Annotated in this window: 16 protein-coding genes and 2 pseudogenes; 4 read left to right on the top strand and 14 right to left on the bottom strand. The window is 63.5% G+C overall.

Annotation, left to right across the window (positions count from 1 at the left end):
* From C167_RS35125 to tssB, 9 genes and pseudogenes are all read right to left on the bottom strand, one after another.
* A pseudogene (locus C167_RS35125) lies at window positions 1-976 on the bottom strand (ImcF-related family protein); the annotation flags it as partial.
* Window positions 977-1,028: 52 nt separating this feature from the next.
* Window positions 1,029-3,182, bottom strand: a pseudogene (locus C167_RS33760) (type VI secretion system Vgr family protein); the annotation flags it as partial.
* Window positions 3,172-5,826 (bottom strand): type VI secretion system ATPase TssH, encoded by a 2,655-nt coding sequence (tssH, locus tag C167_RS0115790; RefSeq protein ID WP_017519253.1) that lies wholly within the window; start codon window positions 5,824-5,826, stop codon window positions 3,172-3,174. The pseudogene C167_RS33760 and the gene tssH, both read right to left, overlap by 11 nt.
* Before the next feature lie 148 nt (window positions 5,827-5,974).
* Window positions 5,975-6,466 (bottom strand): Hcp family type VI secretion system effector, encoded by a 492-nt coding sequence (locus tag C167_RS0115785; RefSeq protein ID WP_017519252.1) that lies wholly within the window; start codon window positions 6,464-6,466, stop codon window positions 5,975-5,977.
* A gap of 13 nt (window positions 6,467-6,479) precedes the next feature.
* The gene (locus tag C167_RS0115780; protein ID WP_026079093.1) at window positions 6,480-8,240 is read right to left on the bottom strand and encodes an OmpA family protein; all 1,761 of its coding nucleotides are present in this window, start codon (window positions 8,238-8,240) and stop codon (window positions 6,480-6,482) included.
* A 2-nt stretch (window positions 8,241-8,242) separates the two neighbouring features.
* Complete coding sequence (gene tssL / locus C167_RS0115775) at window positions 8,243-8,914, bottom strand: type VI secretion system protein TssL, short form (RefSeq protein ID WP_017519249.1); 672 nt, start codon at window positions 8,912-8,914, stop codon at window positions 8,243-8,245.
* The gene (tssK, locus tag C167_RS0115770) at window positions 8,911-10,266 is read right to left on the bottom strand and encodes a type VI secretion system baseplate subunit TssK (protein ID WP_026079092.1); all 1,356 of its coding nucleotides are present in this window, start codon (window positions 10,264-10,266) and stop codon (window positions 8,911-8,913) included. Before tssK ends, tssL begins: the two co-directional genes overlap by 4 nt.
* Window positions 10,267-10,287: 21 nt before the next feature.
* On the bottom strand, window positions 10,288-11,826 hold the full coding sequence (gene tssC / locus C167_RS0115765) for a type VI secretion system contractile sheath large subunit (RefSeq protein WP_017519247.1): 1,539 nt from the start codon (window positions 11,824-11,826) through the stop codon (window positions 10,288-10,290).
* 11 nt (window positions 11,827-11,837) lie between these two features.
* Window positions 11,838-12,344 carry a type VI secretion system contractile sheath small subunit gene (gene tssB, locus C167_RS0115760; protein ID WP_026079091.1) on the bottom strand — a complete coding sequence of 169 codons (507 nt, stop codon included), beginning with the start codon at window positions 12,342-12,344 and terminating at the stop codon, window positions 11,838-11,840.
* 575 nt (window positions 12,345-12,919) lie between these two features.
* Between tssB and C167_RS0115755 the strand changes: the two genes are divergently transcribed.
* A complete protein-coding gene (locus C167_RS0115755; RefSeq protein ID WP_017519245.1) occupies window positions 12,920-14,119 on the top strand; it encodes an MFS transporter in 1,200 nt (399 codons plus the stop codon).
* 108 nt (window positions 14,120-14,227) lie between these two features.
* Here C167_RS0115755 and C167_RS0115750 read toward each other — a convergent pair whose 3' ends face one another.
* On the bottom strand, window positions 14,228-15,001 hold the full coding sequence (locus C167_RS0115750) for an ABC transporter ATP-binding protein (RefSeq protein WP_017519244.1): 774 nt from the start codon (window positions 14,999-15,001) through the stop codon (window positions 14,228-14,230).
* Between the two features lie 129 nt (window positions 15,002-15,130).
* On the opposite strand from C167_RS0115750, the gene C167_RS0115745 reads away from it, so the two are divergent.
* The 3 genes from C167_RS0115745 to C167_RS0115735 all read left to right on the top strand — a co-directional run bounded on the left by C167_RS0115745 (window position 15,131) and on the right by C167_RS0115735 (window position 16,821).
* Entirely contained in the window at window positions 15,131-15,463 is a 333-nt protein-coding gene (locus C167_RS0115745) for a hypothetical protein (protein WP_017519243.1), read from the top strand.
* A gap of 566 nt (window positions 15,464-16,029) precedes the next feature.
* Window positions 16,030-16,476, top strand: a complete 447-nt coding sequence (locus C167_RS0115740; RefSeq protein WP_017519242.1) for a hypothetical protein — start codon at window positions 16,030-16,032, stop codon at window positions 16,474-16,476.
* A 165-nt stretch (window positions 16,477-16,641) separates the two neighbouring features.
* Window positions 16,642-16,821 (top strand): hypothetical protein, encoded by a 180-nt coding sequence (locus C167_RS0115735; protein ID WP_024762799.1) that lies wholly within the window; start codon window positions 16,642-16,644, stop codon window positions 16,819-16,821.
* Between the two features lie 34 nt (window positions 16,822-16,855).
* Here the strand turns inward: C167_RS0115735 and C167_RS0115730 are convergent, their stop codons facing one another.
* The 4 genes from C167_RS0115730 to C167_RS0115715 form a co-directional block, all read right to left on the bottom strand.
* The gene (locus C167_RS0115730) at window positions 16,856-17,965 is read right to left on the bottom strand and encodes a M14 family metallopeptidase (protein WP_017519240.1); all 1,110 of its coding nucleotides are present in this window, start codon (window positions 17,963-17,965) and stop codon (window positions 16,856-16,858) included.
* A 58-nt stretch (window positions 17,966-18,023) separates the two neighbouring features.
* Window positions 18,024-19,298, bottom strand: coding sequence for an MFS transporter (locus C167_RS32630; RefSeq protein ID WP_017519239.1), 1,275 nt, complete (start codon window positions 19,296-19,298; stop codon window positions 18,024-18,026).
* Complete coding sequence (locus C167_RS0115720) at window positions 19,295-20,503, bottom strand: M20 aminoacylase family protein (RefSeq protein ID WP_017519238.1); 1,209 nt, start codon at window positions 20,501-20,503, stop codon at window positions 19,295-19,297. The genes C167_RS32630 and C167_RS0115720 overlap by 4 nt, the downstream gene beginning before the upstream one ends.
* Window positions 20,504-20,634: 131 nt before the next feature.
* On the bottom strand, window positions 20,635-21,540 hold the full coding sequence (locus C167_RS0115715; protein ID WP_017519237.1) for a LysR family transcriptional regulator: 906 nt from the start codon (window positions 21,538-21,540) through the stop codon (window positions 20,635-20,637).
* Window positions 21,541-21,641: the final 101 nt, after the last annotated feature.

Below are 21,641 nucleotides of genomic sequence, written 5' to 3'. Positions count from 1 at the left end.
CCAGATTGCGCACCGGCTTGGCCTGCAACTGAAAACTCATCCCCAAACCGCCATCGGTGTAGAGGATATCCGCCAGCTCGTTGAGCTGGTTCACCGCCTGGAGGAACTGCGGATTGAAGTGCAGGCCCTGTCTATTGCCGCTGTCGGGCATCCAACGGTTGCCTTCTTTGTGCAACACACCGCCCAGTTGCGTCTTGAGGAACTGATCGATACGCCCGCTGCCTGCGCGGATCATCTGGCCCAGCATGGGCAGGGAGGCATCGCTGCCGGTGGCGGAGAAGGGATAGCGGCCGTCGAAGGAACGTTCCCAGTTGCCGACGATTGCCCGCTGCCACTGGCGATTCAGGCTGGCCGCCGAGGGCTGCAGTACGCCGTCCCAGGCCTGGTTGAGCGGCTGCACGAAGAGGTTCTGGCCGAAGCCGCTCCATTCCGCGCCCAGGCTGGCGGCGATCAGGCTGCCGTAGTCGAGTGTGTCGGTGAGGTCCACGCTCTTGCCTTGGAACACCGTCTGTGCCAGCGCCTGGGTCATGGCCTGCGGGTCGGTGGCGGTGGTGATCTGCTGCAGCTTCAGGCGCACCCGCGTGGCGCGGGTGAGGAAGGCCTGCAGGCTCAAATTGTCTCCGCCGGTTGTAGCAGAGAATTTTTCCTTGCCGAGCAAGGCGAGGAGCGGACCAAAGGTGCTGTCCAACGGGCCCTGTGGGCCGGAGGCCTTCTGGTCGGTCACCGGCTGCTTGTCCTTGTCGAGGAGCTGCTGCGCCGACTTCATCAGCGAGTCGGAGAGCGCCTCGCCCTTGACCTCGGTCTTGCCCTGGTAGGCCAGGGTGTTCATCAGCGCGATCAGCGGCGACTGGCGCACGTCGCTGAGCAGGGTCAACTGGCTGATGGAGTCCGACAGGCTGTCCGCCTTGCGCCAGCGGATGCTGTTGAGGAAGGCGAGCCAGGCGTTGCTGAAGTCCTGGAAGTAACGCTCGGTCAAGGGTGATGTAGGTACCGCCGGCATTGAGGGTGATCTTCTTGCTCGCCGTGATACGGATTTCGTCCTCGGTGCTGGTGATCTCCAACCCCTTCCGAGCGATCAGCTCCATGCAGTCGTTCTGCGCCTGGACCTGCACGGCGCCCTGGTTGGCAATGAGCTTCAGCCCGAGCTTGCGCACGAACAGGCTGACGCCCTCGCCCACGCCGATGAACAGGCGCTTCATCACGCTCATGTCAGCGTGGCTGCCCGCGTTAAGCATCAGATTTCGTTGTGCGGCAACCTGCAAGTGCTGGCCGCTGGTCAAGGCGATGCCATTGGGCGCGCTGAGCAGCAGGACGGAGGTTTTCAGCTCTTGCAGATCCTGCTTGAGCAGGTCGATCTGTGCCTGGACCTGGGCCGGTTCGGCCTTGGCGGTCTCGGCGTCGCCGGACAGCTTCTGCATCTCGTCGCCGGCCTGTTCAAGGCGAGACACCGCCTCTCGCATGGCGAGTACCTCGCCCTGTGCGCGGGGCTGCTCGTCGGCACTGATGAATAGGCCCTTGCCGCTTCGGATCGCCCCCCAGCCATCGGTGCGCAACTCGAACCCTTCGCCGCGCTTCTGCCGCTGCGCATCCACCAGATGCCCCAGGTTGAGCTGGCTCTTGCCGCTGTATTCGGTGCTGAGCTTAATGTGCTCCTTGCCCCGCGAGTCATCCATGCGCAGCTTGTTGTTGGCGGGCGTGCGCAGAACGTTGCGCTTGTAGTTCTGCAGAGTGACGTGGTCGGGGTGCTGCGAGTCGTGGATGGCGTGGGCGATGTAGGGCCGGTCGGGGTCGCCGTTTTCGAAGGCAATGCGCACTTCGGTGCCCTGGATCAGCGGCAGGTGCAGGCCGTAAGTGTCCCCGGCGTAGGGGCGCGCCAAGCGGAGCCAGAGGCTCTCACGGCCGGCCGGCCAAGTGTCTCTATCGAAAAGGAAGTGGCATTTGTAGCGGCCTTCCTTGTCGATGTGGGCGTACAGGTCGTGCGGTTCCGGACTGGTGACGCGGGCAGGGATGGTGCCGGCGATTACTGGCCGGGCTGGTACTTCCGGGCGGAAGCAGATGGTTTCGGCGTAGGGAATCGCCTCGAACTGCACTTCGAAGCTGCGATCACGGGCAGCGCTGGTGTGCAGCCGGACAATGACGGCGCCGGAGGCGAAGTCTTGCGATGCGCCCTCGGTTTTCAGTACCTGTCCGGGCACGACGGCCGGGCTGCTGGTGCTGCCGGTCAGGCGGGTACGGGCGTTGAGATAACGCTCGTGGGCCAGGCGTGCATAGAAGTAGCCGCTCTCGCTTTCCAGGTCCTCGTCCTGGGCGTAGGCATCGCCCAGGACGCTGTGCGGGTCGCCGTAGTGGTAGGCCTCGCCGTAGGTGGTGGGAGACGACTGGAGCAGATCGACGCCGGCGTCCAGCTGTGCTGCAGCATCGCGGTAGTAGTAGGCGCGGTTGTCGACCTGCTGCTGGACCACCTTGTGCCGGAACTGCAAGTCCCAGACGGCGTCCTGCCCGCTGGATTCCAGCGACGACAGCGGGCGAAGCGGCAAGTGCGGTGCGACAGCGTAATGGCGCTGATCATCGTGGAACTCGACGACTTCGATGCGCAACCGCGCGTCCATGCTGAAGCAGTACCAGATGCCGACCTCGGCAGCCAGGCGCTGGATGAAGGCCAGGTCGTCCTCGCCGTACTGCATCACCTGTTCGCGTTGCGGGTACTCGCGGGTCAGTTCGAAGAGGAAGTCCTGCCCTTGGAAGTCGTTACGCCGCAGCACCTGCTCGATGATCTCCGGCACGCTCTGGTTCTGGTAGAGGCGAAACTGGCGCGCGCGATCCAGCAATTGCAGCCGCGGCGCGAACGTCACTTCGTAACGGGCTTCGTCCCGCGAGACGGACAACAGACCGAAATGGGTAATCGTGCCGTGCAGCGTGCGCAGCGGCGCCGCCAGGGGCGGCGTATAGCCGGGAATGCCGAGTTGTTCAGGCGGCGCGCGCAGGCTGAAGCTGGCGTCCCGGCACAGGAAGCGGTCTGCCGTGAGGTCGCGATCGGTGCTGGTGAATTCGATGCGGTAGACGAAAGGCTCGCTCAGCGCTTCGTCACCGCTGAACGCCAGTACATCGAGAGGTATATCAAGCCCCTGTACGCCGAGAGAATGGCGACTGTGGTCGAAGAAGGTGCGCAGTTCATTGAGCATCGGTCACTTCCTCTTTTGCTGGGTTGGCGTCGTCGTCGAAGGCGATGACGACGCCCTCCTCCTCGTCGTAGCCCAGGCGCAGCCCACGACTGGAGAGCTGCTGAGCCTGGCGCTGCAGAAGCTGCTGACTGAGCACCGGGAGGATCTGCTGGTTGAGCAGGCTGTCGATGTTTCGAGCGCCACTGTCGGGCAGCAGGCAGGCGGCGACCAGGGCATCCGCCAATACATCGTCGATCTGGCAGGTGATGCCGTAGTGACGTTGCAGGCGCCTGGCGACCTGGCCCAGCTTGATGGCAACGATGCGCTTGAGGGCGTCGGCATCCAGCGGCCGGTAGATCAGGGTCTGGAAGCGCGCCAGCAACGCGGGCTGGAAGTGATCGCGCAATACCGGGCGCAGGAGTTCCTGCAAGTCGCTGTCGGGAACGTCGGGACGTTCTTCGACCATCTGCTGCAACCAATCGCTGCCCAGGTTGGAAGTCATCAGGATGACGGTGTTGCGGAAGTCGATCTCGCGCCCTTCGCCGTCGCGCATGAAGCCGCGGTCGAAGACCTGATAGAACAGGTTGAGGACGTCGCGGTGGGCCTTCTCTACTTCATCGAGCAGCACAACGCTGTAAGGACGTTGGCGGACCGCTTCGGTGAGCACGCCGCCCTGCCCATAGCCGACGTAGCCCGGAGGTGAGCCCTTGAGCTGGCTGACGGTATGGGCTTCCTGGTACTCGGAGAGGTTGAGGGTGATCAGCGATTTCTCGCCGGCGAACAGGCAGTCGGCCAGGGCCAGGGCCGTCTCGGTCTTGCCCACGCCGCTGGTGCCCACCAGCAGGAACACGCCCAGTGGCGCGTTTTCGGGGGTCAGGCCGGTCTTGGCGGCACGCAGGCGCTGGGCCAGGGCGGACAGGGCGCTGTCCTGCCCTATCACCCGCTCGCCCAGCCGCTTTTCCAGGTCCAGCAGGCTGGCTTGCTCGTCCTTCAACAGGCTGCCGAGGGGAACGCCGGTCCAGTCGGCAATGACTTCAGCGACGCTGCGAGCTTCCACGTCCAGCGTCAGCAGGGGCTGTTCCTGCTGGGCGTCGGCCAGTTGCGCCTTGAGCGATTCAATATCGCCGGGATCAGGCGACTCGGCCTGGCGGGCCCGAAGCAGTTGCCGGGTCAGCTCGCTCTCGCGCTGATATTGCCGTTCGAGACCTTCCTGGCGTTGCCGCAGGTCGGCTTCGCTCACGGCGATCGCTTCCAGGCGCTCACCGGCGCAGGTGCCGGCCAGTTGCGCGTCCTGCTCGAGGGCCTGGCGCTCCAGCTCCAGGGCAGCACGTTCAGCCTTGACCTGGACCAGCACCTGGGGTTCGCAATCCAGGCCCATGCGCACCCGCGCGCTGGCGGTGTCGAGCAGGTCGACGGCCTTGTCGGGCAGATGCCGCCCGGTGAGGAATCGGCGCGACAGGGTGACGGCGGCCTGCACCGCTTCATCCTGGATATGCACGCCGTGGTAGCTGGCATAGCGGGCCTTCAAGCCACGCAGCATCAGGCAGGTGCCGGCGTCGTCGGGCTCGTCGACCTTGACCATCTGGAAGCGCCGTTCCAGGGCGGCATCACGCTCGAAGTACTGCTTGTACTCGGACCAGGTGGTCGCGGCGATGGTGCGCAACTCGCCACGGGCCAGGGCGGGCTTGAGCAGGTTTGCGGCATCGGCGCCGCCGGCCTGGTTGCCGGCGCCGATCAGGGTGTGGGCTTCATCGATGAACAGCAGGATCGGCGTCGGCGACTGCTGGACGGCGTCGATGACGTTCTTCAGGCGCTGTTCGAACTCGCCCTTAACGCCAGCGCCAGCCTGCAGCAGGCCGAGGTCGAGGGTGCGCACGCTGACGGGTTTGAGGCTGTCCGGTACGTTGCCTTCGGCGATGCGCAAGGCCAGCCCCTCGACCAGCGCGGTCTTGCCCACACCGGGCTCGCCGACCAGTATCGGGTTGTTCTTGCGTCGACGACCGAGAATATCGATCACCTGGCGGATTTCGTTATCCCGGCCGTAGACCGGGTCGATGCGCCCTTCCCGCGCCTTGGCGGTGATGTCCTGGGTGAACTTTTCGAGGACGGCGAGCAGCGCATCCGGCTTGTCCCTGGGCGCGGTCAGTTCAGTGCGCGGAGCCACGGCCAGGGCTGCCTCTCGCTGCTGTTGCGGCCGCTCCTCCGACTGCTCGTCAAGCCACGGCAACAGGCGTTCCAGCTGCACTTCGCCGAGGCTGAGCAGGGGCCACGCGGCTTCGCATTCCAATAATGTCGGGGTCTCGATCAGGGCTCCGAGCAGATGGATCGAACGCAGGCTCTGGTTGTCGTCATTCAGCGAGGCGCGCAGCCAGGCGCTCTTGATGAGTTGTTGGAGCTTTTCGCTCAGTTGCGGTTTGCCGCGTACCTGGCGCGGCAGGCTGTCGAGATGGTCCAGCAGGCCTTGCCAAATACTGTCCAGGTCCCATTCGTAGCGTCGCGCGATCAGGGTCAGGTCGCCCTCGCCCTCCTCCAGCAGCTTGAGCAGCCAATGTTCGATGCCAATCGCTGGATGGGCGCGTGTCTGGCACAGGGAGGCTGCAGCGCTCAGTGCCTGGGCGCAGTAAGGGTTGAGGCGGCGAAGCAGGTGGGCGGGCTGCTGTCCCATGATGCGTTCCTTGCTCGTGACGGTAGCGCTGCCGGAAACCGGAGGAGACCCGTCACTGGTGGTGTCTTGGGAAGTGGCCTGCCGCCGGAACCCCGGCGGCAGGCCCGATCACGGCAGTCGGGCCAACCCGACTGCCGACCGGTCGGCGTCAGGCGGTCTGGCGCTCGTTCCAGGCATCGGCGTGGATGATGTTGCCGTCCTTGTAGGTCCAGGTGATCTTCTCGTAGCGCAGCTCCACCTCTTCGAGGTGGTTGTGCTTCTCCTTGGAGGGGTCCTTGATGTCGTGCATTTTCGGCGCGACTTTCACCACCTTGACGTTCTCCAGAAGGGTGTTGAAGTACTCGACCTCCTGACCGGCGTCATCGATGCGGTACCACTTGAACTCGGCGCTCTTGAGGGTCTGGCCGGAGCTCACTGCCTTGTAGAAATACGGGCTGGACGCATCGATTTCCTTGGTGAACTTGAACGGTGTATGAATGCGGGTGCCGGTGAGCTTGCCGGTGTTGTTGTCGGTGGGGATATACAGGCTGTGATCCTGGGCCACGACTTCGACACTGCCTTCGCGGCTCTGGACGTTGACCGAACCCTTGATGTCCGCGCCGCCGTCGTCTTTCAGCCACAGGTAAACGGGAATTGCCATGGGGAAGTTCCTTCTATTGGGAGGAGAGCGTCGCCTGGTAATGGGGCGACTGGGGTTGTCCTTCCGGTGCCTGCGCCGGGACCACACAAGCTCCCGTTTCCGGCACCAGACGGATATCGACCCGGCGGTTGGCCGCTCGGCCCGCCGGTGTGTCATTGCTGGCGATGGGTTGCGAGGCGCCATGGCCTTGCACCGCGAAACAGCTGTCAGGCAGGTCGCCCATCTTCTGCATCCAATCGCGGACGGCGCTGGCGCGGTTGCGCGACAGCGCCAGGTTGCGGGCGTCGTCGCCGGTGGAATCGGTGTGCCCGGCGATGACGATCAGCCAGCCCGGTTGCGCCTTGATTCCCACAAGCGCGTTGATCAGTACCTTGGTCGAGCCCGGTTTGAGCTCGGCGCTGCCGCTGGTGAACAGCGAGAGGCTGTCAAGCCGGACGGGATCGGGGATCTTCGTGGCAGGCTGGACGATGGCAAGCGGTGGCCGATAGGCCGCGATTGCAGCCAGCAACGGAGGACGAATCCGTTCGGCGGTATACAAACCGAGCCCGATAGACAGCGGTTCGCCTTCGCGATAGAAGCGATCCAGCCTGGCGGCATCCTTGCGAAGAACGGCGACCGCCTGTTCCCGCAGACCGTGTTCAGGCTGGCTCGGCGTGGCAGGCGCGGGGATTGCCTGGTAGCGGCGCAGGTCATCGCTCACCTGGCGCAGTAACAGCACGTTCTGCCAAGCGGAACTGCACAGCGCAACGACACCAGCGAGCACGAACAACCACAGCGCCCACAGCATGGCCCGCCGCCTTGGTGCAAGGCCTGGATGTCGAGGCAACAATGCCAGGAATGGATCAGGGAATGGCAGCGTGGCATTGCCGCCGGGATCAGCCAGCGAATTCGCGTCCAGTGAGGTCCGCTCATGCAGCCAGGTTGACCAGAGATTGCCGGTAGGAGCCGCCGACGCACCGGGAACCAATGCAAGCGCGCAGGCGACAGGAGGACAAGCGACAGCCCGGATATCTCTTGACGACAAGTGCGGCAACACCGCGCTCGCCAGCCAGCTGGCCAGGCTTTCGGCTTCTACGCACAAGCGCATACGCAGAGCACGCGAAGGCGTATCTGCGGCGCTCTGTTGCCAGTGATCCAGCGAAGCGCTCCTGGTGCCCTCGAGAACCGCCAGCTCTTCATGGTCCGACTCGCTGGAGAACCAGGAGCTCTGGTTTCGCGCCGCGGGCAGGTAGCTTCCCAGCAGAATCGGCAGCGGCACCCCAGCATGGCGAACACGGGAAACCTGATGGCGGAATGATTGGATGCGTCCCGCCAACAAGGATTGATCCAGTTGTTCAGCGGGATTGACGATGTAGAAGGCGCTGATCTGTCCAGCCCAATGCGGTCTGTTCGCCAGCAGGTAGTCGATGACTACAGGCAGACGATCCTGCCCTGCGGCACGCAGGTAGCAGCCCTGATCCGATACCCGCACGACAAGTTGACTGGCCGGCGCGTCGCCGAACAAGGCCGGCAATCCATCTCCGCAGACAACGACGACGGGCTGGCGAAATTCAGCGGCAGGCAACACGGAATCCTTGGCCAGCACCACCGTCTGCCGCTGGCGTGAAGCGAGACGCCCTGCGAAGAACCAGCCAAGCCCAGCCGACAGGATGACGAACGATGCCGCAAGGCTCCGCTGCAAGGGCGATAACGGCAGGATCGCCAGAGTGAGCACCAGCCCCAGCACCCCGGCCCATAGCCACAAGGCACGCGTCCATTTGAACTGCACGGGCATGCTTACACCTGGCCGGGTAGCAGGGTGGCGACGGTATCGACCAGCAGGCGCTGCAATACCAACCACAAGCCCACCAACAGCACCGCAGCCGCCGCGATGTGCAGCCAGGGCTCGCCGAGCCAGCGACGCCATCCGCCGCCGCTCGCGCGGATTAGCAGCGGAGCCTTTGCAGCCGCCCCAAAAGGCTTCACCTGTTCGTTAAGTGCACTCAGCAGGCGCTCGCGCTCGGGGTCATCCTGCTGCGGGTAGCGCCCCAGGAATCCCAGCATCAACACGCGCTGGTAGCAGGTCAGCACCCGCAGATCCGGCGCAGGTTCGGCCAGGGCTTCGCGCATGTCCTCGTAGAGCTGTTCGCCGGCCTGGTGACGATTGAAGAAATGCGCCTGCAGGGGTCTGGCGGACCAGACGTCATACGATGGACGGCTGGCCCTGCGCATCACCATCTCGTCAAGCAACGCGCATTGCGCATAGCAGATCTGGTTGATCCCGCGCTGGCTCATTCCGGCCTCGATGAGGCCGTTGCGGCAGTCTTCGATCTGCGTTGTGCAATGCTTCCAGAGTGCATCGCCGTCCAGCGTCATGGCGCCCTGCTGCAACTCCACCACCAGCAGGTAGGTATCCTGGAGCAGCGCGTCGATATCGACGCCGCTGGCCTTGCCGAGCATCTTCGTCATGAGCGCAGCACCGCGAACAGGTCAAGTTGAACATCCCCGAGCGTGCCCGGGACATAGAACGCGCAGAACCCCGAGGACAACATTGCCCGCCCCTTGGCGTGGCCCAGGTCGAGCGCGAAGTACTGGTTGCCCAGGCGTACCGGAACGGCTGCAGGGACGTGGCTCAGCGGCAGCAGCGGAACACCGTCGAGCGCCACGTTGATCAGATGATCGACGTCGTCCGGGGCCCCTGCCTTGCACAGCCGGGGGAATTGGCTCTGTATTTGCGCGGCCGGCAGGCTGGAGCGCACAGACAGGTAGAAGTCCGCACCGTCGACCTCGCGCAATCGTCCGTCATGCAGCGCCACTTGCCAGCGGTGCGAACTTGGCTTTTCAAGATCCAGGGCGATGACACGCGACGGCAAACTGGCTTCCAGCAATGTGGAAATCAGACGGAACAGTGGCGGGAAGACCATTTCCAGCTGCTCATGGCGGTACCCTGGAATGGCAGCGATGTCGTGCTCGAGTGAGAAGGTCAGCAGGCCGCCTGCCAGCTTGATCAACTCCTGGTAGACCAGCTCCGGGTGCCGGCCTGGATGTGCCAGCAGGTCCGCCAGAACAGGCTGATAACTGTTCAGGGCATTGAGCAGCCAGAACAGAGACACGTCGGCGACGGCAAAGTCAGCCATGCGTTGATTGCTTTCTCGGCGCATGCCCATCAGACGGCTGCGCTTGGCGGCCAGCTGAGTCATGAGATTGTCCAGTTGCTCGACCAGTTGCGGCTGCGCATCAAAGCTCAGCAATGGCGGGATGAACTTGACATCCAGTGTCCAGACTCCCTGCCCGTCACGTATGACACGAGCTACCGGACAAGTCAGGTATTCGGCGTTCTCGTCACTGTCCAGACGCAGCGACAGGACGTTCTCGAGTACCGCCATGGACTGGGTGTCATCCCCGTACAGGTCCTGGACGTCCCGCCAGTCCTGGCGATAACGGATGGGCTGAGACGGTTTGCCTTCGTTCATCAGGCAATTGCCGCCATTGGCCTGCTCCAGCGGCAAGGCCAGTAACACGGTGGCAACGGCAACCGACTCGTCTGCCAGCCGGCCGAGATCCATGGCCGGCGGCAGTCGGTCGGCTTTGTCGCTGTCGATCAGGGTTCCATCCGGAAGCCGCACCCGCAGCAGGACAGCTTTAAGCTTGCCCAGCCGTAGTGCGTCCTGGTCGAACTGCGCAGCCAGAACCCCCCAGGGGTGGACCCACGACATTCTCGCAACGCATTCGTTGGTCCAGGCCTCCCAGCGTGCCTGTTGCTGGAATTGCTGCGGGGAAAGCAAAGCCCCCGCAGCCCATAAGGGGCGGTCGATCTTCATGAATGGCTTCCGTGACGATGCTTAGGCTTTCGCCTTGGGCATCTGCGAGACCAGAGACAGGTTGACGTCCATGCCTTCCACCTGGAAATGCGGGATGGCATAGAGCTTCACGCGGAAGAAGCCAGGGTTGTCCTCGATGTCCTCCACCGTCACCTTGGCATCGCGCAGCGGGTGCGAGGCCTGAAGGTCGTCACTGGGGTCCGTCATCTCGGTGACCAGGCCACGGATCCAGTTGTTCAGTTCCAACTCCAGGACACGGCGATCCTTGGTGGTTCCGATGTTTTCGCGCTGGATCAGCTTGAGGTAATGAGCGATGCGCGAAAGCAGGAAGATGTAGGGCAGACGCGCATTGATGCGGCTGTTCGCAGTCGCATCGGCTGTCTCGTACAACGCGGGTTTCTGCGCCGAGTTGGCAGAGAAGAAACAGGCGTAATCGCGGTTCTTGTAGTACGAGAGTGGAATGAAGCCCAGATTGGCGAATTCGAATTCGCGGGTTTCCGGAATCATCACTTCCGACGGGATCTTCACCTGGTTGCCGGTGCCCAGGTCATACAAATGGATCGGCAGGTCGGTGACCGCCCCGCCCGCCTGCGGACCGCGGATCTGAACGCACCAGCCGTTGTTGATGAAGCTCTTCACCATGTTGGCGGCGAAGGCGAAGGAGGCATTGGTCCAGAGGTACTTCTCGTGGTCCGGGCCCTTGACGCTTTCGATGTAGTTGAAGCTGCGTACCGGCACGGTGTCAGGCCCATACGGCAGGCGACCCAGCACCCGCGGCATGGTCAGGCCGATGTAGCGGGCGTCGTCGGAGTCGCGGAAGGACTTCCACTTCAGGTATTCGGCACGGTCGAAGTAGTTACCGATATCCTTGATCGCGGCCACCTCCTCCATCGTTTCCTTGCCGAAGAAAGCCGGCCCGACAGCACCGATGAAGGGCATGTGGGCTGCCGCGGCCACCTTTGAGATATTGCGCAGCAGGGAAATGTCCCGCGGTCCGCGATCGAACTCATAATTGGAAATAGCCGCTGCGATGGGCTCGCCGCCCGGCGTGTCGTATTCCTGGGTATAGGTCTGGGTGTACAGGCCACTCTGGGCGATCTCGGGAGCGTCCTCGAAATCCTGCACCAGGTGGTCCTTGCTGATGTCCAGCAGTTCGATGCGTACGTTCCGCCGGAAGTCGGTCTGGTCGATCAGCGACTTCACGCCGCGCCAGGTGGATTCGACTCGTTGGAAATCAGGGTGATGCATGATCGCATCCAGCTGGCGGCTGATCTGCTCGTCCAGTTGGGCGATAGGTTCGTCCAGCAGCGTCTTGTCGAGGCGCTCAACCTTCTGCGAGGAGCGTTTGAGCAGATCGAGGAAAACGCTGACGGCAGCGGTGACGCGCTCATCGGCGGAGACATCCGAAAGCGCGTCGGTGCTCTGGTAGACCTCGATGCCGGTCAGCGACGAAACCGGGTTGAGGTTGATCTTGTCGAACAGTGCGGCATAGACGCCCTGTCCCTCACGAGTCAGTACGGTATTTCCGGCGCCGGGGGCGGTATTGGTTTCCACGGACATGTCGTCTCTCCTTAGTGTGCTGCGTCGTGCGGAGCCAATGCGGCCAGCTCGGCACGCAATTCATCGCTGAGTACATCGTTCTTGAGGATGCGCTCCAGCTCGCGCCGGAAAGTGACGTTGTCCAGGAGGTTCGACTTGAGATCGCGCAGGAGGTTGCGCATGGCCAGCAGCGCACGCAGCTCCGGAAGTTGGCGGGCTACCTGCTCCGGTTCGAAGTCCTTCATATTGCGGAAGGTGAGCTCGACACTGGTATCGGCACCGTCTTCCACCAGCGTATTGGGTACCGCCAGTTTCAGGCTGGGGTGGAATTCGCTCAGTACGCTATTGAAGTTGTTCTTGTTGATGTTGACCTTGCTGCGTTCCGACAACGGCCGGTTCTCGCGCCCATTGCTGTAGTCGCCCATCATCAGCAGTTTCAGCGGCAACTCGACTTTCTTCTGGGCCCCACCCGTGTGCAGGTCCAGTTTTATATTGACGCGAGCTTTTGGAACTTCATTCTGAAAACTATCGGACCCCATGATTACCTGCCTTACAATCCCTTTGTTAATGCAAGCACATACCGCGAACGCACTGAAACGCGCCCAAAGCATGCGACGAGTTGGAAATATTATTTACGCCAACTGCCTGATCCATCTAACCCGATGTTTGTATATGAGTTTTCTGACGTACCTGGTTTTTCGAAATTCATACAGGCAATCGTTCGTGGCGAAAACCGCTCAAGCCTGCCACGTACTTTTCGTAATTCAACCCCAACCAATAGGTCTGACTAAATTCAGGAAACGCCCTACACACTTCAGTCAGAATTCGACTTAAATAACTCAAATTTCAAACTTCAGAGAAACAAGTTGCCGCAAGAAAAATCAACACTGTTCATTTTCCAATCAACAGGCGGCCCTGTGCTTTTTTGAAGGATTCTCGACCGCCACCTCTCGATCACCCCTCCATCGTTCTTACCTGCGACCCGCGGATCGTTCGCTACGCTGCCGGGCAGAGCAGGGTCGAGACGAAGTCAAGGAATTGCTGGTGTTCTGTTGCCGCCGTTCGTCCTTGTAAGGAAAGAATGTCCCGTCGTCCCTAAGGAACACGCCAAAGCATGACTGCGATGCCCCCCCAGGCGCCCATCCTCGACCTGCGCCCGTTGATGTTCGAGACCTTCGTCTGCACGGTGGCGGTGATGTCATTCGTCGCGCTGATCGGTCCGGTGGCTCGCACCCTGGGCCTGGCTCCCTGGCAGGCGGGAATGACGGTGACCGTCGGTGGCATTGCCTGGATGCTGATGGCGCGGGTCTGGGGCATCGCCAGTGACCGCCTCGGCCGCCGTCGCGTGCTGCTCAGCGGTCTGGCCGGCTTTGCAGTGACCTACGCCTTGCTCTGCGCGTTCATGGCGCTGGCGCTCAATACGTCGATGCCGCCGCTGCCTGCCTTCATCGGCATAGTCGCGCTTCGCGGACTGGCAGGCGGCTTCTATGCCGCCGTGCCGGCCTGTTCGGCGGCGCTGGTGGCAGACCACGTGAGTGCGGAAAAGCGCGCTGCAGCCATGGCCGGGCTGGGGGCGGCCAGTGCCGTGGGCATGGTGGTCGGGCCAAGTTTCGCCGGGCTGCTGGCCATGCTTGGGTTGGCCCTGCCACTGCTGCTCACCTGCCTGCTACCGCTACTGGCGCTGTGCATGCTGTGGAAGTGGCTGCCACATCACGAACGCGCGAACGAACGCAAGGGGCCAGCGCTGGCGATCAGCGACAGGCGCCTGCGCCGCTCGCTGACCCTGGGCTTCATCGCCATGGTTTGCGTGACAGTGGCGCAAATGACCGTGGGCTTCTTCGCCCTTGACCGCCTGCGGTTACCCCCGGCCGATGCGGCCCGCGTCGCTGGCATCGCGCTGACCTCGGTGGGTGTGGCGCTGATCTGCGCGCAGATGCTGGTACGCAAGCTGAACTGGGCACCGCTGCGCCTGATTGTCGTAGGTGGCAGCGTCTCTGCGCTGGGCTTCGCCACAGTGTGCTTCGCCATGGTTCCGTGGATGCTCTACGCCTCCTGCTTCGTTGCTGCCGCCGGCATGGGTTGGGTCTTCCCCGCCGTTTCGGCGCTCAATGCCAACGCGGTGGAAGCCGACGAGCAAGGCGCCGCGGCCGGCAGCCTGGTGGCAGTGCACGGCATGGGCATGATCAGCGGCCCGCTGCTGGGCACCCTGCTGCATCAGGTCGACAGCCGCGCCCCTTATCTGCTGGTCGCCGCATTGCTACTGCTCGCAGTCGCCTGGGCAGTGCTACCGCGCAAGAGGCTGAACGGCATGTGAACTGGCGAACCCAGCGCTGCTGGCAGCTATCGCCAGATAGAACTCCGCGTAGGCGCACGTTCAGGGGGACGGCTGCGGCAGGAGAAGGCCAGGCTTGCGAGCTGTGGATCAGGCGTGCCAGCAGCGATACCAACCTTCCTGCTCGGTCACTTTCAGCGGTGCGTGGTACAGCGCCGACAGATGCTCGCTGGTGAGAATCTCGGCCTTGGGTCCGTCCGCCACCACCTTGCCGTTGGCGATCAGCACCACGCGCTCGATCTCAGGAATGATCTCGTCGAGATGGTGGGTAGTGATGATCATCGCGTGGTCAGGGCCGCAGAACCGCCGCAGCAGCTTGAGCATCTGCAGGCTGGCGCCCATGTCTAGGCCGTTGGCCGGCTCGTCGAGGATCAGCGCGCGGGGCTCGTGAATCAGCGCCCGGGCCAGTAGCAGGCGGCGTTTCTGCCCGGTGGACAAACGCTGGAACATGCAATCCGCATAATCGTCCATTTCAACGGTAGCGAGCAGTTCGCGCGCCTTCGCGACCTGTTCCGGGGTGGGTTGCAGATGGCCATGGCTGCCGATGGCGCCGAAGAAACCGGAGATCACCACATCCAGCGCCCGGGTGAAGGGCGTGTAGTCCTCCTGCAGGTCCTGTGACACGAAGCCGATGCGGCTGCGCAGATCCCAAAGGGTGACGTTCTGCAGGCCGAACAGGTTCAACGAGCTGTCGGGCCGGTCCACCGGATAGAGTTCACGGCTGATCAGCTTGAGCAGAGTGCTCTTGCCAGCGCCGTTGGGGCCGAGGATGGCGACTTTCTCGCCTTCGCCAATGTGCAGGGAAAAACCATCCAGCACGCGGGTCTGCTGCTGGTAGGCGGTGACGTTGTTGAATTCGATCATGCGGGTCATTCATCGACGGACAGCGGGGCGTCAGTTCTACCATGAGCTGTGCCACGCTGTCTTAAGTGCGCCCTAACATGAAATGGCTAGCGTAACGCCCGCTTGCCTCGCATCCAGGGGTACCCTGCCATGATCGACCCGGAAACACCCTCGCTGGACGATGACATCTGTGTCCACATCTTCTCCGTCTCGGCCACCATGGTCGGCGTCTGTCTGACGGTCATCGGGATCATCCGTGTAGTCATCACACTGCGTCAGGAGGACCTGATCATCGACGATCTGGTCGCGGTCAACCTGATGTTCTATCTGACATCCGCGTTCTGTTCCTACTGGAGCCTGCGTGCTCACCGCACGCGGCGCGGCCGGGTAATGATGCACATCGCCGACACGGTCTTCCTCATCGCCCTGGCGTTCACGGCGATCAACGCTGGTGCCATCACCTGGGCCGTAACCACCACATGAGCTGCACACCAGCCGGAGGTATTCCGGCTGGTGTGCGGAGTGACGGTCATACATTCCCTGTCTGTTTGCGCCATGAGCACTAACGGCTCAGTCGAGCAATTGCAGGAACACCCTGCAGCAACTCCGATCACATCACCGGCGGCAGCCTCGATATCCCTCAGCGCGCGGCCGGAGCCATCAAGGCGGCGCCGCAAGGCACCCGCATCGAAGTCGGCGGCCACAGCGACATCGTCCCGTGCTTACCCCGGCTCCACTCATCTGAAACCCCTAGGCCGACGCCCTTAGCGTAAAGAGTTCATTACACCCCGCCCCAGGCTTGCCGCTCGCCGCCTGCCAAGCCTGCTGCCAGAAAACGGAGGCTTGGCTATTTAAATCGACGCACGTTATGCCGGAATGATCATTGACAGGCTGACGGCGCTTCAGTGTGATGGCCTTTCGTTCAGGCAAATGGCATTGCCGGTTGACTGTGTGCGTTGTCTCCGCAATGTCGCGATGACGAAGCTTTGGCGATCCCGACGGTCGCTTTCGAAAGTTATCTCGTTTCATCGACACAGGAGATGCCGGCGATGTTGAACCAGGCACCCCGGAATACCCAGGACGTCGAATTCGACGAGCAATTCCTCCTCGCCTTCGAGATCCAGGTCCTGCAAAAGGCCCTGCCCGCCTTTGAAGAGGCCTCGCGCTTCGCCCGCGACAGAGGCCTGCGCTGCAGCGTGGAGCTGATCACCAACGCTGACGGCCACCCCGAGCTCAGCCTTAGCGCTACCCAGCGCGATGACCTGCCGGACAGTTGCTATCGTCTGATTGCCGACCCGTCCTCCCAGGGCATAGTCCACGAAGAGTTCACCGCAGTGAACCGCCGCACGCGCCGCCAGGGCGCACGTCTGGCGACGCTGACCTCGCGCTCGCTGGAGCTGCAGCTGGAAGCCTTCTTCATGCACGCCTTCGGCATGCGACTGGACTACAACGTGCTGCGCCTGGACTACTCTTACGAGCATGCTTCCGGGCTATAGGCTTTTTCCGACGCCGCCGGTCGTCGGTACGGCCGGTGGCGGAACGAGCGTTCCGTCGGACAGTTCCTGCAAAGGATGACTTATGGCAACGATGAACGCATCGAAGTCGCTATTATTCGCGCCCTGTGCGCCATCTCGTGCGTGTTTCCTCGTTGTCGCTTCGCCATGAATGAATTCCTCGTGCATTTTCAGGACGGTCACTGCCTGGGCAAGACCGTGCTGCGCTCGTTTTCCCGCCAGATGACCCTCTCCGAGGCGCGCGTGCGCCTGCAGGCCTGCTACCCGCTGCGCGTTCCGCACCTGCTGAACATCCTCCACCTGACGCCGATGCTGCCCGGCCGCTGATCCGGCTCATCGGGCAGCCGCGCAACACGATCTGCTACCTGGATGCGCGAGCCGGCGCCGCCTGAGCCTCGCCCAACCCGGCGAGGGCTTGTCGCGCAGCTTCCCCGGCCTGCTCCAGCACCCGACGTTTCCAGCCGTCCTCATCCACGTAGAAGGCGTCGCGCAACTGGCGGCGGATACGCAGGACTTTCTGCTTCGATACCCCTGGGTTGTTTGCCAGCCACTGGTCCGCGCGTAGCGCCTTGAGCACCCGCAGCCCGGACAGCGTGCCGTACTCCAGCGTAATGGCGGTCAACTCCGCCTGCGGGCATTCGCTGGCCGCGGCAAGGACCATCAGCCCCTTGAGCGGGACCGACACCGACTCGCCCTTGTACGACGACGTTACTTCATCGCCCCACCAGCGGCGGGTGCGCGCCAGCGATTGTGCATCGTTCGCGCCCACGTAGATGCGTTCTCCGTGGCCCTTGGGGCCAAGGCCGGTATGCAGGTCGATCCAGCCGATCCGCGAACAGTTCCGGCCATGCTGGCGCAACACCTGGCGCACCGCCCGGTTGCTCCAGGTCGGTTGATCACCGATATAGAACAGGCCCTTGGGATGACTGTCCTGACCGCTGGCAATCGCCGCCTGCAGCTGTTTACGGCCGTGGCGCATGGCGTAGCGCAGCAGGCGCAAGTGGCTGGCAAGGGAGGGCCAGCGGCGCGGAACAAGGATCGGGTCGAGCGCCCCGTAGGCCTGGTTGCGCTGGCGCGGCTGGGAGAAATCGATGAAGTTGCGGTTGAGGTCGACGTTCTCATGGGTCCAGCGCCGCCACCAGGAAAAACCGTAGGGATTTGCCGCATGCAGGTAGAGCACCGCGCAATCCGCCTGGGCACATTGCTCCAGCCAATCGGGGTCACTGAGCAGCGCGACCTGCACCGCCGAACCGCAGAAGCCTTCCACGCCGTGGCAGCCGCTACTGATGATCAGCAGGTTCTGCGCATCGCGCGGTCCACTGCGTGCCACGTCCAGGGCGAGCGGTTCGCCATCCCGGCCGGTCAATGGATGACGGTGGGATTCGACGGCCAGCCCGGCGGACAGGCAGGCAGCGAGGAACTTGCCACGCGCTTCGGCGTAGCTCTGGGAAAAGCAGGCAGACGGGTTCATCACCACTCCGGATGATCAGGTTTTTGCGGGGCCCGCAGTGCGGGCCCTTCGGGGGATATCAGGCGTGGCCGACAGCGCCGGGCAGCGGGGCTTCGCTGTACTCGCCCTGCAGGGCCTGGCGGGTTCGCTCGGGGGCAATGATCCGGCAGCCGAGTACGGCGCCGACCACGGTGAGCACGCCGAACAGGCCGAGCGCCGTCTCGAAGCCATGGGCGATGTCGCCGCCGCGCAACTCGACCAGTTGGCCGACAATCCAGGGCGCAAGCATGCCGGCGCTGGTCATGCCGCCGATATGGATCGCCAGCATCGAGCCGCGTTGCGCACTCGGGGCGATGTAGGCGACCAGGGTGTTGCAGAAGGTGGGCAGGACGTTTACCAGGATCGCACCCAGGGCGTAGAGCACCAGGATCGCCAGGCGCTCGCCGTGCAGCAGGGTCAGCGCGCAGAAGGCAACACCAGCGACCGCCGCGCAGGCCATCGGCGGCAGCACCATGGCGCGCTGCACCGAGGCGCCACGTTTCATTGCCCGTTGCGACAGCGTGGACAGCAGGAGGTTGGCGAGGATCACCCCAACCGTTACCACCATCACGGTATAGCCCGACTGCATGGGCGTCATGCCCTGGCCTTTCTGCAGGTAGACCGGCACCCAGCTGTACACCAGCGCGGTGGGCAGGTAGCTGAGGAAGCCCATGAGGGTGATCCAGACGAAACTGCGGTTGAGCAGCAGGCGGCTGTATGGCAGGCGCAGCGACGAACCTGGCCCCTCCTCCTCGGTCTGATGCCCTTCGCGGCCAAGGATCAGCCATACGACGAGCCAGCCCAGCCCGAGTACCGCCAGCAGGAAATACGCCGTGCGCCAGCCGAAGTGCTGGATCGCCAGCGGCAGGCTCAGCGCGCCGAGCACCGCGCCGAGCATGATCGATACCTGGATCAGCGCCGAGGGCAGCACGCGCTCCTTCGGGCCGAACCACTTGAAGCAGGCGTGTTGCGTCACCGCCGTGCCCGGTCCGGTGCCGGCTCCCAGCAACAGGCGCCCGGCGACGAGTGCGGCGAAGCCGCTGGACAGCGCTACCAGCAGTTGCGAGGCCATCCACACCACTGACATGCCGGCGAGAATCCAGCGTGTCGGGAAGCGGTTGGCGAGGAAGCCCACCAGCACGCCGGAGATCGAGTAGAGGAAGAAGAACGCACTGCCGATGAAGCCGAACTCGGTCGGCGAGAGCTTCAGCTCGTCAATGATCTGCGCGCCAGCGAAGGCGAAGATGGTCTTGTCCAGCACGCTGATGACCATCACCAGCATCAGCAGAATGAGGACTACGGTGCGCTGTTTCATGCCTGCCCTCCTTTCGACAGCGAAGTCTCCACCAGTCGCACCCAGAGCGCGGCGCCGAAGGGAATGGCGCCGTCGTTGAAGTCGTAGCCGGGGTTGTGGACCATGCAGCCGCTGGGGCCGCTGTTGCCGTTGCCCAGGGCGATGTAACAGCCAGGGCGGCGCTCCAGCATCCAGGCGAAATCCTCGCTGCCAAGGAAGCCCGAGGGGATCTCGGAGAGCAGCCGCTGCGGGCCGACCAGCTCGCTCAGCACCTGACGTGCGAGGCGGGTTTCTTCCGGCGTATTGACCAGCACCGGCACCAGTTCCTCGTATTCGTACTGCAGCTCCATGCCGTGCGCAGCGGCGACGCCACGGCTGATTTCGCCGATACGCCGCTTGAGCAGCTCACGCACCTCAGGCTTGGTAGCACGCACGCTCAGGCGCAGGTCGGCATGGTCGGGAATGACGTTGGCCGCCTCCCCCGCCTTGAGCATGCCCACGGTCACCACCCCCACTTCGGTAGACGGCACGTTGCGCGCGACGATGCTCTGCAGCGCCAGCACCAGTTCGGCGGCAGCAACTATCGGGTCACGGGTCAGGTGTGGCATGGCACCATGGCCGCCGACCCCGGTCAGGCGGATCGATACGCGGTCCGACGATGCGGTCAGCGCGCCTTCGCGAGTCAGGAAGCAGCCCACCGGCAGGCCCGGCGCGTTGTGCAGCGCGTACACCGCATCGCAGGGGAAGCGCTCGAACAAGCCGTCGTCCATCATCGCCACGGCGCCGCCCAGGGTTTCCTCGGCAGGCTGGAAGATCAGGTTGAGCGTGCCGTCGAAGTTGCGCTGCTCAGCCAGGTCGCGGGCGGCGCAGAGCAGGATGGCGGTGTGGCCGTCGTGCCCGCAGGCGTGCATGCGGCCGGCGTGCTGGCTGGCGTAGGGCACGCCGCTGGCTTCGTCGATGGGCAGTGCATCCATGTCGGCGCGGATGCCGATGCTGCGCGCGCTGCTGCCCTGGCGCAGGACGCCGACCACACCGGTGCCGCCCACACCTTCATGGACTTCATAACCCCACTCGCGCAGGTAACCGGCGACGATGGAGGCGGTGCGAGCTTCCTCGAAGCCCAGCTCGGGATGCTGGTGAAGGTCCCGGCGAATCCGGGCGAAAGCTTCCTGGGAAGCGAATAGTCTTTCGACTGTCGGGTGCTGCGAAAGGGGCTGCTGACTCATGCCGCATCCTGCTCATTGTTCTGTTGTGGCCGGCAGGATGCCCCACGCGCGATACGCTGAATAATGACCTTCGCGCATGCTTATCAAGGCTGGTTATCGACGCCTGCTCGCCATGTGGGACTGCTCCCGGATCAGTCGGCCTTGCGCAGGTGCGGGCCCTTGAAGGCGTAGACCAGCTCATCCACCAGGGTCTGCGCCTCTCGCGTCATCAGTTCCGGCGGGCGGCAGACCAGCGAGATGTCGGTGCCCGGCACGGTTTCGGCGATGTCCAGCGCATCGAGGGTTCCGGAGATGATCGGCAGGTCGAACACTCGCCGCGACCAGAAGCTCACCGCATCGGTATTGGCTGCCAGTTCCGCGTAGAGCACCACCGAGGCGCACTCGATGACGCGCTCGGGGTGGCGTACCTGGTACTGCTCGAACATCTGCCCGGCGAGGGAGACATCCAGCGAATCGGGCACCAGCCATTCCTCATCGAGCAACTCGTGCAACGAGCGCGCGTGGCGCAGCGGGTGGCCCTTGCGCACCGCCAGTGTGGTGGGCTGGGCGTAGAGCTCCTGCCAGTGAAAGCCGTCGACGTTGCGCGAGGCCGGCTGCGAGGTCAGCACGAGGTCCAGCTGGCCTTCGCGCAGACCTTCGAGCAACTTGGCCGGGCGCAGCTCACTGATCTGCAACTGCACCTTGGGGTAGCGCTTGCGGTAACGCAGCAGGCTGGCGGCGAATTGCTGGCTGGGCGTTACCGGTGACACGCCGATGGCCACTCGTCCATCCATGGCGCCCTTCAGTGTCTCGATCTCGTCCCGCGCGCGGCGCACTTCTTCCACCACCAGACGGGCACGGCGCACCAGGCGCTCGCCGTATTCGGTCGCGGTGATGCCACGGTTGGAGCGCACCAGCAGCGGCACGCCCAACTCGGCCTCCAGCTCCTTGATGCTCTTGGACAGGGCGGGCTGGGAGATGTGCAGCAGGCGTGAAGCTTCCTGGATGCTTCCGCTCTCGCAGATCGCGACGATGGCGCGCAGTTGATGCAACTTCATGGAGTGGTCGTCGGCTCGGGGATCGGTAACAGCTCGGACCATAAAGCAAAATCGGGGCCGGCGTGAGTAACGGTTGGTAAACGGGAGCGGACTGTCCGGTC

Origin of the sequence: Pseudomonas nitroreducens TX1, from assembly GCF_000313755.1 — a bacterium.
In the GTDB taxonomy this organism is placed as follows: domain Bacteria; phylum Pseudomonadota; class Gammaproteobacteria; order Pseudomonadales; family Pseudomonadaceae; genus Pseudomonas; species Pseudomonas nitroreducens_A.
This window is presented reverse-complemented; position numbering and strand designations above follow the sequence as displayed.